Origin of the sequence: Plebeiibacterium marinum (assembly GCF_026013615.1) — a bacterium.
Lineage (GTDB): Bacteria > Bacteroidota > Bacteroidia > Bacteroidales > Marinilabiliaceae > Saccharicrinis > Saccharicrinis marinus_A.
The window spans coordinates 1-14,214 of sequence record NZ_JAPDPI010000053.1 but is presented as its reverse complement, the minus strand read 5'-3'; the positions used below and the strand labels follow the sequence as shown (position 1 = coordinate 14,214).

Here is a 14,214-nt window from a genome sequence, read left to right as displayed (position 1 = left end):
TTACATTATAAAACCTTGTAACCAAAAAACTACAGCTCCAGCCAGATATCCGGCAAAAGCAATTAAACTTATCTTTTTCATATACCACATAAAATCGATCTTTTCCAGTCCCATTGCTGCAACACCCGCCGCTGAACCTATTATTAATATACTACCTCCGGTACCGGCACAATAGGCCAAAAACGACCAGAAACTACCATCCTGAACAAAATTTGCCATATATCCGGTAGCGCCTGTTCCTGCAATATTGTACATTCCCATTGATGCTGCCACCAACGGAACATTATCTACGATGGATGAAATAACCCCGATAATAAAGTTGATGGCGTAAATATTTTTCACATGTTCATCCAGGTACTCTGCCATGATATCCAAATGGCCGGCAGATTGCAAAGCGCCAACTGCACTTAATATCCCTAAAAAGAAAAGCACTGTGGGAATATCTATTGACTTTATAACTGAAGTTACTGTTAACTTACGCTTATCCTCAACAGAACGCTTCCGAAGGTATCTGTCGTTCATAACCCACAACACCCCTAAACCAAGCAACATACCCAAATAAGGAGGCAGATGTGTTATGGTTTTAAAAATTGGAACTGATATAAGGGCCAGCGTACCCACAACCAACATAAACATCCTTTCCTGGTGTGTTGTAAATTCCCTTGTTTCATCCTCATCCAAAACAGGGCGCAAAGTTTGTCCTTTAGTCAAAAACGAAACTAAAAAAGTACTCACGACCATATTGACCAAACTAGGCAATATAACACTCATAACAATATGACCTGCGGTCAATTGCGCTCCGATCCATAACATAATGGTAGTAACATCACCTATGGGCGACCATGCCCCTCCGGCATTAGCAGAAATAATTACCATACTGGCAAAAATCCAACGATTCTCTTTACCAGACAACAACTTCCTGAGCACTGTAATAATCACAATAGTTGTAGTAAGGTTATCCAGCACCGCTGACATAAAAAATGTAAGGAGACTAATAATCCATAACAACCTGGTTGGGTTGGTACTGTTAATTTTGTTGGTAATGATCCTGAAACCCTGATAGCGGTCCACCAAATCCACAATAGTCATTGCTCCCACTAAAAAAAACAATATCGAGGAGGTTTCGGAAAGGTTTTCCAGTAACGCATGGTGCGTAATAAACTCTTTTATTTCGGCCAACGGGCCTAACTCACCAACGTAATTTTTCCAGGCAGAACTAAATCCCAAACCTAAAATACCTTCACCCCCCAATGAAAAAATAGCCCATAACAATGAGCTCATCAACAAAGCTGTAGCCGCTTTATTAATATGATTTACATGTTCAAACACAATAAATCCATACCCCACCAGGAATATGAACAACATCAAATAAAACATCTTGTCCGTTTTAATATAAAAAAATAGAATAATATTGCGCAAGCAGTATTTTAGCGCATAAAAACAAAGCCTTTAAACAAGGCATCAATCACTTACAACAAAGGAGGCGAAGTATCAGCCTCAAAAAGAATGAGACTTGCTCTTTTTAAAACGTTAGTCGATTTATGTAAAACGATCTCAAATAGGGGGAAATCAAAATATAGTATATCAAGGCCGAACGAAACATTTTCTTCTACATCCTCAATATCTTGTATAAAATTATTAATACCATCATGGGCATCATTATCTAAATCCTCAACCAACAGACAGTCACCACATTCAATACCATAGCAATAACTCCTTTCAAAACAATAGCCTTGTAAGGAATTAAACAACAATATACTTACTATGATGTAAAGTAACTTTCCCATCTGAGTTTTTAAGAAAGCGCAAATGTAAATGTTTTCTTGCTGGCAACGATTAAATAATGTTGTAACATTTGTTAAAAAGACTTAATGGCTTTTTCTATCAATACAGTCTACTTTTCTCCTACGCACCCAGCCTCCTTAAACTGGATAAACCAGAAGTATCTAGTATCACGATATGAACTTCTTGTATTATTAAATATTATTACACAGTGCTTGCCAGAAAACTCGATTTCACCCTAACCCACACGGTGCAAGAGTTTTTGACTTCCGGGAACGAGGGATGAGCGGCGGGTTCACTATAAAAAAGCTGTTTACTTACTGAATCTAATTATATCACAATCTCCAAATCGTCCAACCCATCTGCAAACACAAAATTCTCTTTGTAATTCAACTCCTCACTTTCCAACGAGAGACAAAACTCCCCATAATAGTCAAATTCAAATTCATAACCCGATTTAAGATCCAGTTGTGAAACAATATCTATTTTTTTTGAATCTCCTTCAATGGTTAATTTGATATTAGCTTTGTTCGACATATCATCTACCGACACCTGATTCTCAAAATCGACCCAAATTGTAACTTTATGCATATTATCTTTAAAAATTAGATGTTTGTGCTGATAGCTGATAGCTGATAGCTGATAGCTGATAGCTGATAGCTTGTAGCTTATAGCTTGTAGCTTATAGCTATCAGCTATAAGCTACAAGCTATAATTCTGGCCAAAAATACAGTTTTTGAGTTTTCTTTTTTCACCCCTTTAAAAAACAATTCATTCTTTTGATCCGGTGCAACTTGAAATATATTACTAAAGCACTCAACCTCATCATCTAAAAAGGCTTCACCTAAAAAATTAATATCATACTCTGTTAACAAATAAGTTTTGTGATATTGGATTGGAATCAAATCCAAAATCCATTGTGAGTATTTAAAATTATTGACATGGTTGCTTAAATCCAGATCACTATTCTTTACCACCACAGATTTTACTTTCTCCAAATCTTTAGGAGCAATCAACTTATCTGCCACAAAAGGCAAGGCATACTCCTCACCCGGATCAAAGGTCCTGTCAAATCCATGGTGCAAATGGGGTCTTCGGGTTTTGGCATCCAAAATCATCCATGAAGTAGCACACTCCCCTATCCTTTCTCCGTTATGATAAACTTCAAAATTTCTGTCGGCAAACGCTCCTTTTATCGGCTTGGGATAGGTCCGGATCATTATTTCTTCCTGCCACCCCGGCCATCTCTTCATCTTCAATTTCTGACGAATCAAAACCCAGAAGCATTTGTCACGCACCATATCCTCGTATCCATACCCTAAAATAGCAGCATGATTATATGCTATATCCTGCATCAACCCCAACAACCCATACAAACCCAGTCGCTGGTTTGAGTTTATCAACAGACTATTAATTGAATATTCTTTTTCGAGAACCAGTTTGTTTGTTTCCATCTGTTTAAAAATTAGTATCAAGACAGGTATTAATAATGAAATCCAAAATTATACTATTTTTCACATCTCTAAAAAGAAAAAATGATATACCAAGTCTGCAACAAAAAAAAAGGAAAGCACCTCAATGCCTTCCTTCCTCAAAATATCTTTAATCTAATTACTGTAAGCAAAAAAGATATTAAAACTACTTTAAATAATCTACAACATCTGTTTTGCTTTAGTAACGTTCACTTCCAAAACACGATTTAAAAACGAAAATTTGTCTTTCATCATCTGAAATTCATCACCTGAATCTATAAATCCAGCTGTACCTTTTACAATAAATCCAGTTCCTGGGTAATCTTTATAACCTGATACATTTTTACTACCTACCGAAATTGTAATCTCTCTATTCATACAAAATACTTTTATGTAAATTTTTACATCTAATCCTGTGTGCTATTGGTAATCAATATAGTTAATGCTCTTTACTTATATTAAAAACTCTATTTTGCCTGCCAATAACAACGCTTGGGCGAAACAATAGCTTCTTCCTTTTTCAGTTGAGCCATCGCTTTATCCACCACCTTACGATCAAGACCTGTTAATTCAACAATTTTCCCGGCATTTAAAGGCGTTCCTTCTTTTTTCATTGCTGCCAATACTTGTTCTTTTGCGTCCATATTCTTTTTGTTTTTAAGTTCTTTCTATTTCTACTCTTCAAAGATACTGTAGCTATGTCTCAAAAAAATTAAACTGGTTTAATAAAACAATTTACTGATTCTTTTTTCTTAGTTCACTAACATATTCTGGTGTTAACCCAAGATAAGATGCAATCATATACTGAGGTACTCGTTGCACAAATTCAGGAAACGAGTTTACGAAATGGTAATAGAATTCTTCTTTAGACATCTCGTACAAATATTTCATTCTTAATTGTGAGGCTGCTATTTTTTTTTGCATAATTATTCTAAAATATCGCTCAAGTTGTGGCACTTCTTTTAATAAAACCTCAAAAGACTGGAATTCTATAGTTACCACCTTAGAAGCCTCAACTGCTTGTATGAAATATTCAGACTCAAGCTGATCCATAAAGCTAAAGAAATCGGCCATCCACCAACCATCAAGGGCAAATTGTGTAATTTGTTCTGTAGATTTTGAGTTAATGTAAAACATTCTCAAGCAACCTTGTTCAACAAAATACAGAGACTTACACACTTGTCCATTCCTTAGCAGCTCTTCTTTCTTATTAAACGTATTTCGCTTAATATATTTATTAATAATTTCAATATCGGCATCACTAATTGTTACATACCTGCTAAAATGGTCTACTAACGAAATTTGCATCTATCTAATTTAATTCAATTTTAATTACAAAATAAGCCATTCTTTTTAAAGCAATTATTTTTCCATACAAAATACCAACCTTTTGGGGTTGACTAAACTTTTCATTGTACATAAAATTGCACCCTAAATTAGAACAAGGGATGCGGGAAGAAAAAGTGAAAAAAGTAAATTGGTGTAACCTTCATTTAAAATACACCATGGTAACAGCAGTACTTTTACTGCTATTAGCTAAGCTAGGTGCACAGCCAAATGGAAATAATTACGTTTATGGTAAGGTAACTGATAAAGCAGGTGCCCCACTGATTGGGGTAAATATTACAATTGAATTATCCCAGGGTTTCACAGGAACCGCCACCCAAAATGACGGTTCATATAAACTTGAATCACTAAATATGGGGAGCTATAAACTTAAGGCCTCTTATTTAGGCTATAAACCTTTTGAGGTTATGGTTACCGTTTCAAATAAAGAACCAACACTCTGTAATATAAAATTAGAAGATGAGAGTTTTGACATAAAGGATGTTCAGGTTACTGCCAAATCAACAACTACACGCATCAGGGAACAATCCTACGAAGTAGAGGCTATTGCCACAAAAGGGCTCGAAAATTCAGTTAGCGATGCAAAAACAATACTTAATAATATTTCGGGAGTGCGCATAGCCGAAGACGGTGGTATGGGATCTAACTCAACCTTTTCCCTGAATGGTTTCTCAGGTAGTCAGGTGAAGTTTTTCCTCGATGGCATTCCCATGGATAACTTTGGATCATCTCTTGGTATTGGCGATTTACCCGTAAATATGATTAAGCATATTGAAGTATATAAAGGGGTTGTTCCGGTATGGCTGGGAAACGATGCATTGGGTGGTGCGGTAAATATCACAACCCACAATACGGCAAACTATTTAGATATATCGTATGCCATTGGTTCGTTTAATACCCACAGGACATCCTTGAATGGCGCACGATCGTGGAAAAATGGCTTTACTATACGAGGAAATTTCTTTTATAATTATTCTGATAACAACTACAAAGTATATGTAGTTAAAGGAAATGGCGATACAGAGAAAAAATGGTATCCTCGTTTTCACGACAGGTATAAATCAGCCACAGGCAAACTGGAAATGGGTGTAACCAATAAAAAATATGCAGACAACCTATTAGTGGGATTTATTTTAACAGGAAACAACAAACAACAGCAAACCGGAGCTACCATGGCTAAAGTTTATGGAGGAGTACTTTCTGAAAGCCAATCTCTGATCAGCACCCTGAAATACAATAAAAAAAACCTCTTTACACAAGGACTTGACATTAGTTTTTACGGAGCATATACCCATAACAAATCGCATGCAGTTGACACCTTACGCGGAACCAGCTACGACTGGAGTGGAGAAGCTATCATTACACCCGGATCAAACGATGGTGAAATTGGCGACCGTACCTTTACCATTTTTAATATTAAAGAACTTACCGGGCAGTTCAATGCAAGCTATTCGTTGGGAAACCACAACAAAGTATCGTTTAATTATGCCATTTCAGATTATCACCGGAGCGTTAGCGATAGCCTGAACCCCGAAAACGAATACAATTTTTTCCCTAAAGATATGCAGAAACAAACCCTGGGCTTATCATACCAATACAAATGGGCACAACACCACACAACCACCATATTTACAAAACATTACAACCTAAAGGCCCAAACATCCAAACGCTACGACCAATTCCTTGCTAACGAAAGAATTGAAAAATTGGCAAATAAAAGAAACAATATAGGCTACGGATTGGCATCAACTTTCTTTGTTGTGCCCCAATTACAACTAAAAGCATCTTACGAAAAAGCTTATCGCATGCCAACACCACTCGAAATGTTTGGTAATGGTTTGTTTGTAAATCCAAATCCTGATTTAAAACCCGAATCCAGCGACAACTTAAATTTCAGTTTTGACTTTACCGAAACAATTGCCTTGAACCATCGGATAAAATTTGGCACAGGCTTTTTATACCGCAATGCAAAAGATCTGATCTATGCAAAAATAAGTCCCGGAAGCCCCGAATCGTCGTATGCCAATTCCTTAAAAATCCGTTTTCTGGGAACAGAAGGCAATTTGCAGTACAACTATAAAGAATGGTATCATTTAAGTGCAAACATTACTTATCAAGATATTACCGACCGCGCTAAAAAAGTATTGATAAAACAAGCTTCGGGCGATTATTGGCAAACCAATTACAGTTATGGGTTCCGTTTACCCAACCGTCCGTACTTGTTTGGAAACCTGAATTCAGGTTTTAGTTTTAAAGACTGGCTAAAAGAAGATACCAACCTTACTTTCGACTATTTCCTGAATTTCACGGAGCAATACTATCTAACCTGGGTTGAAATGGGAACCAATAACAGCAAATATATCATCCCGCGGCAATGGTCGCATGATATTCAGCTAAGTTACAGTTTCCAAAACGGCAGGTATAACCTATCGGCCATGTGTGCCAACCTGTTTGATGCCTTACTATACGATAAGTATTACTTACAAAAACCGGGGCGTGCGTTTAATATAAAGCTTCGGATTTCACTTTAGAAAATAAATATTAATAAACTATAATTATTCTGTTATGAAAAATAATTTCAAACTATTCATGTTGCTAATGCTATTTACCTGTATTGGTTTAACTTCATGTGAAGACGATAAAACTACGGATGATTTCAGTGGTGATAATCCTTTTGTAATGGTATTGGCATATGCCCCGGCCGAAGGTTATGACTACAGCTACTATTCTGTTCAGTACGAAAGCATTGCTGAAAACAACCTTACCTTATCTGCTCAGGGAACCGGCGACATTACCCAGGTAGGTTATTATGAGTACTCGCAAATTGACGAAACATTATACAGCTTGGGAGGATTAACCTACACAGATGTATCGGCTATAACACGTGACGATAATGGCAACCTGGAAGAAGCCCCTTTTGGCGTAAACTTTATCAATGCCATTCAGGATATGGTTATTACCCATGATAACAAGATTGTTGCTATTGAAATGAGTTCAAGCTCCGATGTTGTTGTGCTTCATTTAATAAACAGCCAAACAAACGAAATTGAAACATCAGTAACTACTCCGTGCAACAATATTTCAAGCACAATTATCAGCGATACAGCCCTCCCGGTAAATACAGGGCTGGCACAAAGTGGCAACTATGTCTATGTTTCGTATATGGCTTTAACATCATCTTATACTACACCCGATGTGAGCCATGCCGAAGTAGCTGTTTTTACATATCCTGGATTAGAATATGTAAAAACCATCACCGATGAGCGCACCGGCCCTATTGGTGGATGGGGAACCAACAGTGGCTTATTTTTAGATGAATCGGGCAACGTTTATGCTGTATCGCATACAAACATAGCTAATGGCTATAGCCAATCGAACGAAACAGCAGGCTTTTTACGCATCAACTATAATGAAACCACGTTCGACAGTAATTACTTTTTCGATTTAACTGCAACCGGCAATGGCTATACTACGGCAAATGCTTTATACATGGGAGCCAACAAAGCTTTTGCCGAAATGAACACAGCCAGCCGAGACGAACAGGTAGCCTGGTCTGATGGCCCGTTAAAATCAGCTATCATAGATTTAGAGGAGCAGGCAGTGACTTATTTTGAAGACTGTCCACAACACAACAGCGCAGCTCAAGGGCGCAAGCTGGAATCTATTGCGACCTATACCAATGGTGTTATTTACGCTCCATTAGCTACCGATGATGGCTTATTCGTTTACATATTGAACCCTTCAGATATGTCGGTTAAAAAAGGCGCTGCAATTGATGCCAGTTTTGTTGCAGGAACATTTCGTTTAAAATAAAAAACACAAATAAGGAGGAGCATAATGGGTAAGGTAAAAGCATTTATTTATTGGTTGCACTTGTGGATGGGAATTGCTACAGGTATTATTGTTTTTGTTATTAGTATAACCGGAAGCATTTATGTATTTAAAAATGAAATTAAGGATGCTCTGGAACCCTGGCGTTTTGTTGAGGCACGCGATGCCAATTATGCTCCTCCTTCTCAATTAATAGATACAGCTAAAACTTATGTCCCGGGGGCAGAACCTACCGGATTAACCTTTGATGGCAAAAAAGGAGCTGCTGCAGTTGGCTTTTGGATCCCGAATAATAGTAGCATGGATTTTAAGGTCGTGTTTATGAATCCTTATTCTGCTGAATTTATTAAGTTGCAGGAACCATTAGCAAAAGGAAATTTTAACTTTTTTGAATTTATTGAAAGAGGTCATACTCGGCTATGGTTACCCGAAAAAATAGGCAAACCGGTGGTGGGTATTTCGGTAATTATTTTTGTTTTAATGCTGATTTCCGGATTAATAATATGGTGGCCAAACCAATGGACTTTAACAATCCTCAAGCGTAGGTTGTCGCTTAATTTATCGACAAATTTTAAACGATTAAAATACGATTTGCACCATTCACTGGGGATGTATGCATTGGTTTTTGCACTAATTATTGCGCTAACCGGATTAACCTGGAGTTTTAGCTGGTTCGACCATGCCGTATTTTATACCCTTTCGGGTGGCGAAACTAAAGCTGAACATCACCATCCCCATTCCAATGTATCTAATGTCAAAGAAACTATTAGCGATTCAATTCCGGCAATAGACAAAGCCTTTTATAAAGCATTATCCAATCAAGCAAATCCAGAGCGTATTTTTATTACACCTACCTTAAAGGATGATGATGATGCCTGTGAAATTATAATGTATAAACACAAAGGAAAATTCTATCACCACAACTCCTATTTTTACGACAGATACACCCTTGAACCCATACGCGTCAAAGGCGATCGCTACGACGATGCTATTTTTGCCGAAAAGTTGAACATGATGTATTATGATATACATACCGGGGCCATTTGGGGATTTGCCGGTAAAATCATCGTATTTTTAGTTGGTTTGATATGTGCCAGCCTGCCTGTTACAGGTTTAATTATCTGGCTGAACAGATACAACCTTAGGCAGAAACATTAACGTATTTTATTCTATAAACGTTGGATGCCAACAGCATCCTTTATTTCTGTTTGTTCTGTCTTCCTATGGTATGACAAGCATATGACGACGTACTTACTTTGGTATTTTTACGGAGATTTTATAGTTATTCTTCGGTTCCTTAGAAGCAATGCCGAAGCAAAGAACAATCAAAGAATGTGCATAGTCAACACAACCACAATACAACCACAATACAAAGAAATAGCAACAAGCATGCATAGGATTAGCAATGACTATGCATAGAAATAGCAAAGCCATAGCATAGAAATGCAAAGCCTATGCAAAGAAATGTCATAAAAACACCGAAAAACGACAATAAAGAATACCTATGCTAACAAATAATAAAACAAAAAAAGCCATATATATTCTTGCTTACCATCAGTGAATCAAAAGTTATAGTTTTAGATTTTTATTATTGGCTACTATATTCTCATAAAATTTCTCTAATTCTATTTTAGTACAACTCGCCGTATTGTTGGCAACGTTTGTTATTAATTCTGTGGCAGTCTGCGCACTGCGTCTTTTTTCCGGCAGGACAAAGACAACCTGCGGGAGCTGAGCTCCCTAACTACAACTACCTGCCACTAAATAACATAGTGCATTTGTTGTTTGTTTATTTTCTCGTTCTTTATATCTTCTTTCAAGATATTCATTCATTCTGCAGTAGATGGAATCCCAAATAGAATACTTATTAATAATATTATTACATTCTCACCTGCCTAACAATCTATTTTTTCCGACGCCAATCGCCTTTGTACCTGTCTGATTTTGTGTATTTATCCCTCTTTTAATTCCCAGTTTGATTCATTATATATCTTTATACTATTCTCAAACAATAGGTCTGCAGTAACCCCATTTCCTTCTATTAATTTACCATCAAATTCTCCACTATATATTTTGCCGAAACCACACGAAGGGCTTCTTGATTGTAAAATTGCAGTTGTAACCTTATATTGTTTGCATATTTCTAAAACTTTACTAGCTCCAGTTTTAAATTCTTTTGTAAAATCAGAACCTGTTTTAGACTTAACTTTAACACTTGGGGATTCAGTAATAATCTCACAAGATTCTCTGGGTGTTGGAAGTCCTGCTAAGACTTCAGGACAGACAGATATAGCTTTGCCTTCGTCTATTAATTTTTTCAAAAAAGCCTCACAAGTACTAGTACCATTATATCTACAATTAACTCCAACCAAACAAGAACTGATTAAATACATATCTTTCTCTTTACTTTATAATGTGCTGTTTATTCATTTCACAACAACCGCTAATCAGGATAGAATGGTGGATTGCTCCACATACCCCCCAAAAATCCGGACGTACAGAATTCCCGTATCCGGCTCCTTAGTTAATATTTTATTATCTGTAGCATAAATCTAAACATTATAGTGGATTATTCTGGGCTTAGGGAGCTTAAAGTATTCCCTCATATGGTTTACCAATAGAGTTCTTCATTAACATAACAATTCCCGATTCCCAATTTGTCCTTTCGCAACATTTTATCGTCAGCCAATTTATTCAGATAGTTTGCCGCAGTTAGTCTTGAAACTCCCAAATCATTTACAACAAATTCAATTATTTCCCTTGAAGTCTGCTCAACTCCTTTAAGCATGGACAAAACCTGATCTTCCCATAAGCTTTTGTCTCTGACTTTTTTGTAAATAACGAAAATAATCAGGTTTGTTTTTAATTAGGGTTTATGTCATGATTTAATTCAATCTCAGCTACACATCTTAATCCTACATTTTCTATAATATTGATAGGCCCTTGAGTTAGTAATTTTAAACTCTTGTTTCTCTTCTTTATTCGATTTTTAGTTATTTCTAATTCTTCCTGCGTTGGGATTCTATATACAATAACTGTCTTAGCCTCTTTATTTTTTTCTAATATTTCAGTATATGTAGGCGGTATGTCACATTTTTTCCCTCTACATTGTGGAACAAAATCTGGATAATTAACAGCAAAAGTAACCATTTCAGATCGCCATTTACAATATTCGTTTGCTTGAAGTGTTGTGATTCCAACAATTGGAGTTATAAGTTCTTCTTTTCTATGGGGCCCTGAATAAATTATATTCAAAGAACTGTCCAATTGTGCATTCTGGATGTAATCCTGTGAAAAAAAAGCATCCGAACTGATAAAGTTTAGAAATTCCTTATAATCAGAAATAGTCGTTTCATATTTATCAATATACACACCATTGCATTTTACCGTGCCTATTGGTTCTATATCTTTTTTTGTGGTAAAACTCAAAAGAATGATTGAAACAATTAATAATTTAACTTTCATAATTTATTTCTATAAATTTTGAAATTTCTTCGATAAGTTCTTTTATTGTTTCCTTTGCTCTTTGAAGTCTATAATTTGAATAATCTTCAGGTCTGTAATCCATTATATTTGTTGTCTTTCTCGCATTACGTTATGATAAAATGGAGTAACACTGTATTTATTATTCCATTCTTCTTCTGTATAAATCATTGGACTAATTACTTCTCCTGTATCTATTTCTAAATCATATAATGGATAGGTTATTTCTTTTTCTTCCGTATCTGTTATTTTGGAACTTATCAATAAAATAAGAATATCCCAGTCTGATTCAGGAGTACTTGTTCCTCTCGCTCTTGAACCATATAAGTAGACTTCTGCTCTTGGAGCTTTTTCTTTTACAATCTGCTTAATCTTCTGTTTTATAGTCTCATCCTTGCCCATATGTCAAAATTAAGCATTTTCTATATTTTTATTTATTTTCCGTAAATTATTTTTCTTGCGTAATATTTTTCTCAATTGAGGGTAAACGTTTAGTATAAGAATAGTAGCCGGCTGCGGGGCACTTCCCTGTCAAGTTACATAAAAGTTGATGCGAGCTACAACCTCTAATTTTGCTACAGTTTCGGCTATTATTTTTATACATTGTTAGGTTTTCGTGCTTTATATTCTATTATTTTTCTTTAAGAGTTTATTTATTTTTTCATTGTCAAAACCGACAAGATTTAATACGCAACAAATTAATAAGTTTTTTATTCTCAGTGTAAGGTAATACAATTCAACTCCTTCCAACACGTCTTCTTTATCAATTAAAAAATGAGAGTAATAATCTCTTGAAGCTACTGTTTGTTTTATGTCAAGTTCAGATATTTTTTTAATCTCATCAATATTCGAGAATTCATCAACCAAACTTTTCAATCTTACTCGTAGTTTTTTCCACTCTTGAACCCTAAATTTACGATGAAAACCTTCAAGTGCTTGAATAACGATTAAAAAGTTCACACTAGAAAATTTTCTAATCGGTTTAATAGATTCAATTAAATGATTTCTTATTGGAGCAACCTCGTCACTAACCTCAAACCATTTTTTTATAATAAATTCAAAATTGTCACTAATGTCTGAAAATTTGAATAAAAAGTCTGACTTCTTAGTTTCTGATTCTTTATTGCATTTTTCATCAGGCTTTAAATAAATGTACGCAGGGTTATTTATCTTTTCTCCTTTTATTTCTTCATAATAGTCATTGCTATAAACCCATAATTTATTTATGCAAACAGTGTTTAAAGCAGCAAATGATAAGAATTGTTGAAAGAGATATAATTTTCGATATAAATTGTTTATTGATGTCGCAGTTTTAGTTTCAATTCGAACTCTAGTAAATTGTTGAATAGTTGACTTCTTATAATCTGAGGAAGTGTCATAATTACTATCAGCATACAATACAAGTTTAGTTATGTCATTAATTTCTACAGGTATTTCCCAATAGTCTTTAAGATTTAAATCAATAGAGATACTTTCCGGTTTACTTATTGATTCTGGTTCTTTGGGAAATTGAAATGTTCGTTTAATAATTCCTGTATTTTTCCAATTATATAAGGAAGATAAATCCGCTCTAATCTCAATACATAAATTTGATTCCAAGCTATTTACATGTAATCCATCAATAACAACTGAACAATTATAGTGTGTTATTGGATGCTTTGCGGAAAAATTAATATTAAAAGAATGATAACAATTTATTAGAGTTATTTTTCTAATATTATTATCTGCGTTATAAACTTCCCCGAAAATCACATCTTTTTTTTCAGAGGAAATTAATGATTGTAAGTCTTCATCAAATCCACCAATTAATTCTAGCTTATATGAAATATCCTTTTTTACAGTCAATACTCCTGCAATCTGCTTGTCTGTTTGTCCTGGCAAAAACCAAAATCCTTTATATTCCATGTGCTATTATTTTGTAGAGACGTTTTTTAGCATGAAACCTAACATTTCGCTAAATTCATTGACTTTATATCCATTATATAATTCATAAACACACTGTATTTATACCATAGTTTTTATGCATAAACACAATGTCTAAAATTTATAATATGTTTATTTGCCAAAAAACGTCCCCCAAGGTAATAAAAATTAAAAAAATCCAGTTTTAGATAAATACATTTTCTGCCAATAAACAAACCATATTTCTTCTCTTTCCTCCATAGTTTTTAATTCTATCAACTAAAAAAAGCGCCTGGAACCATAGCCCCAAGCGCTTTTAACACAATTGACATATTGTATCGTGTGACCCCTACGAGATTCCCTGTCCGGCAGTCGCCAGACAGACGGGGAACTCATA

15 protein-coding genes are annotated in these 14,214 nt (G+C 35.3%); 3 read left to right on the top strand and 12 right to left on the bottom strand.

The genetic code is table 11. The features are described from left to right. From nhaD to OM074_RS18510, 7 genes are all read right to left on the bottom strand, one after another. The gene (nhaD, locus tag OM074_RS18540; protein WP_301202071.1) at nt 1-1,377 is read right to left on the bottom strand and encodes a sodium:proton antiporter NhaD; all 1,377 of its coding nucleotides are present in this window, start codon (nt 1,375-1,377) and stop codon (nt 1-3) included. Nucleotides 1,378-1,469: 92 nt separating this feature from the next. After that, nucleotides 1,470-1,787 (bottom strand): hypothetical protein, encoded by a 318-nt coding sequence (locus OM074_RS18535; protein ID WP_301202070.1) that lies wholly within the window; start codon nt 1,785-1,787, stop codon nt 1,470-1,472. Between the two features lie 325 nt (nt 1,788-2,112). After that, a complete protein-coding gene (locus OM074_RS18530; protein WP_301202069.1) occupies nt 2,113-2,373 on the bottom strand; it encodes a hypothetical protein in 261 nt (86 codons plus the stop codon). Nucleotides 2,374-2,477: 104 nt separating this feature from the next. Beyond that, nucleotides 2,478-3,236, bottom strand: a complete 759-nt coding sequence (locus tag OM074_RS18525; RefSeq protein ID WP_301202068.1) for an acyl-[acyl-carrier-protein] thioesterase — start codon at nt 3,234-3,236, stop codon at nt 2,478-2,480. 198 nt (nt 3,237-3,434) lie between these two features. Beyond that, the gene (locus OM074_RS18520; RefSeq protein WP_301202067.1) at nt 3,435-3,632 is read right to left on the bottom strand and encodes a hypothetical protein; all 198 of its coding nucleotides are present in this window, start codon (nt 3,630-3,632) and stop codon (nt 3,435-3,437) included. Nucleotides 3,633-3,721: 89 nt separating this feature from the next. Then, complete coding sequence (locus OM074_RS18515) at nt 3,722-3,898, bottom strand: hypothetical protein (protein ID WP_301202066.1); 177 nt, start codon at nt 3,896-3,898, stop codon at nt 3,722-3,724. A gap of 91 nt (nt 3,899-3,989) precedes the next feature. Next, on the bottom strand, nt 3,990-4,562 hold the full coding sequence (locus OM074_RS18510; protein WP_301202065.1) for a Crp/Fnr family transcriptional regulator: 573 nt from the start codon (nt 4,560-4,562) through the stop codon (nt 3,990-3,992). Nucleotides 4,563-4,702: 140 nt separating this feature from the next. On the opposite strand from OM074_RS18510, the gene OM074_RS18505 reads away from it, so the two are divergent. From OM074_RS18505 to OM074_RS18495, 3 genes are read left to right on the top strand one after another with little or no spacing between them, the layout of a single operon-like run. Further along, complete coding sequence (locus OM074_RS18505) at nt 4,703-7,132, top strand: TonB-dependent receptor (RefSeq protein ID WP_301202063.1); 2,430 nt, start codon at nt 4,703-4,705, stop codon at nt 7,130-7,132. Between the two features lie 34 nt (nt 7,133-7,166). After that, nucleotides 7,167-8,414 carry a DUF4374 domain-containing protein gene (locus OM074_RS18500; protein ID WP_301202062.1) on the top strand — a complete coding sequence of 416 codons (1,248 nt, stop codon included), beginning with the start codon at nt 7,167-7,169 and terminating at the stop codon, nt 8,412-8,414. 24 nt (nt 8,415-8,438) lie between these two features. Continuing rightward, nucleotides 8,439-9,590: a PepSY-associated TM helix domain-containing protein gene (locus tag OM074_RS18495; RefSeq protein WP_301202061.1), complete on the top strand. Its 1,152-nt coding sequence runs from the start codon at nt 8,439-8,441 to the stop codon at nt 9,588-9,590. Between the two features lie 794 nt (nt 9,591-10,384). Here OM074_RS18495 and OM074_RS18490 read toward each other — a convergent pair. The 5 genes from OM074_RS18490 to OM074_RS18470 all read right to left on the bottom strand — a co-directional run bounded on the left by OM074_RS18490 (nt 10,385) and on the right by OM074_RS18470 (nt 13,820). Beyond that, the gene (locus OM074_RS18490; protein WP_301202060.1) at nt 10,385-10,825 is read right to left on the bottom strand and encodes a 2-thiouracil desulfurase family protein; all 441 of its coding nucleotides are present in this window, start codon (nt 10,823-10,825) and stop codon (nt 10,385-10,387) included. Nucleotides 10,826-11,043: 218 nt separating this feature from the next. Further along, entirely contained in the window at nt 11,044-11,220 is a 177-nt protein-coding gene (locus OM074_RS18485) for a hypothetical protein (protein WP_301202058.1), read from the bottom strand. Between the two features lie 74 nt (nt 11,221-11,294). Further along, nucleotides 11,295-11,897: an SUMF1/EgtB/PvdO family nonheme iron enzyme gene (locus OM074_RS18480; RefSeq protein ID WP_301202057.1), complete on the bottom strand. Its 603-nt coding sequence runs from the start codon at nt 11,895-11,897 to the stop codon at nt 11,295-11,297. A gap of 102 nt (nt 11,898-11,999) precedes the next feature. Then, nucleotides 12,000-12,317 (bottom strand): nucleotidyltransferase domain-containing protein, encoded by a 318-nt coding sequence (locus OM074_RS18475; protein WP_301202056.1) that lies wholly within the window; start codon nt 12,315-12,317, stop codon nt 12,000-12,002. A 219-nt stretch (nt 12,318-12,536) separates the two neighbouring features. Then, the gene (locus tag OM074_RS18470; protein ID WP_301202055.1) at nt 12,537-13,820 is read right to left on the bottom strand and encodes an ApeA N-terminal domain 1-containing protein; all 1,284 of its coding nucleotides are present in this window, start codon (nt 13,818-13,820) and stop codon (nt 12,537-12,539) included. Between the last annotated feature and the right edge of the window lie 394 nt (nt 13,821-14,214).

Excerpts from the sequence above, each read along its gene's own strand:
- nhaD (WP_301202071.1), bottom strand. The coding sequence starts at position 1,377 with ATGTTTTATTTGATGTTGTTCATATTCCTGGTGGGGTATGGATTTATT.
- OM074_RS18535 (WP_301202070.1), bottom strand. The coding sequence starts at position 1,787 with ATGGGAAAGTTACTTTACATCATAGTAAGTATATTGTTGTTTAATTCC.
- OM074_RS18530 (WP_301202069.1), bottom strand. The coding sequence starts at position 2,373 with ATGCATAAAGTTACAATTTGGGTCGATTTTGAGAATCAGGTGTCGGTA.
- OM074_RS18525 (WP_301202068.1), bottom strand. The coding sequence starts at position 3,236 with ATGGAAACAAACAAACTGGTTCTCGAAAAAGAATATTCAATTAATAGT.
- OM074_RS18520 (WP_301202067.1), bottom strand. The coding sequence starts at position 3,632 with ATGAATAGAGAGATTACAATTTCGGTAGGTAGTAAAAATGTATCAGGT.
- OM074_RS18515 (WP_301202066.1), bottom strand. The coding sequence starts at position 3,898 with ATGGACGCAAAAGAACAAGTATTGGCAGCAATGAAAAAAGAAGGAACG.
- OM074_RS18510 (WP_301202065.1), bottom strand. The coding sequence starts at position 4,562 with ATGCAAATTTCGTTAGTAGACCATTTTAGCAGGTATGTAACAATTAGT.
- OM074_RS18505 (WP_301202063.1), top strand. The coding sequence starts at position 4,703 with ATGCGGGAAGAAAAAGTGAAAAAAGTAAATTGGTGTAACCTTCATTTA.
- OM074_RS18500 (WP_301202062.1), top strand. The coding sequence starts at position 7,167 with ATGAAAAATAATTTCAAACTATTCATGTTGCTAATGCTATTTACCTGT.
- OM074_RS18495 (WP_301202061.1), top strand. The coding sequence starts at position 8,439 with ATGGGTAAGGTAAAAGCATTTATTTATTGGTTGCACTTGTGGATGGGA.
- OM074_RS18490 (WP_301202060.1), bottom strand. The coding sequence starts at position 10,825 with ATGTATTTAATCAGTTCTTGTTTGGTTGGAGTTAATTGTAGATATAAT.
- OM074_RS18485 (WP_301202058.1), bottom strand. The coding sequence starts at position 11,220 with ATGCTTAAAGGAGTTGAGCAGACTTCAAGGGAAATAATTGAATTTGTT.
- OM074_RS18480 (WP_301202057.1), bottom strand. The coding sequence starts at position 11,897 with ATGAAAGTTAAATTATTAATTGTTTCAATCATTCTTTTGAGTTTTACC.
- OM074_RS18475 (WP_301202056.1), bottom strand. The coding sequence starts at position 12,317 with ATGGGCAAGGATGAGACTATAAAACAGAAGATTAAGCAGATTGTAAAA.
- OM074_RS18470 (WP_301202055.1), bottom strand. The coding sequence starts at position 13,820 with ATGGAATATAAAGGATTTTGGTTTTTGCCAGGACAAACAGACAAGCAG.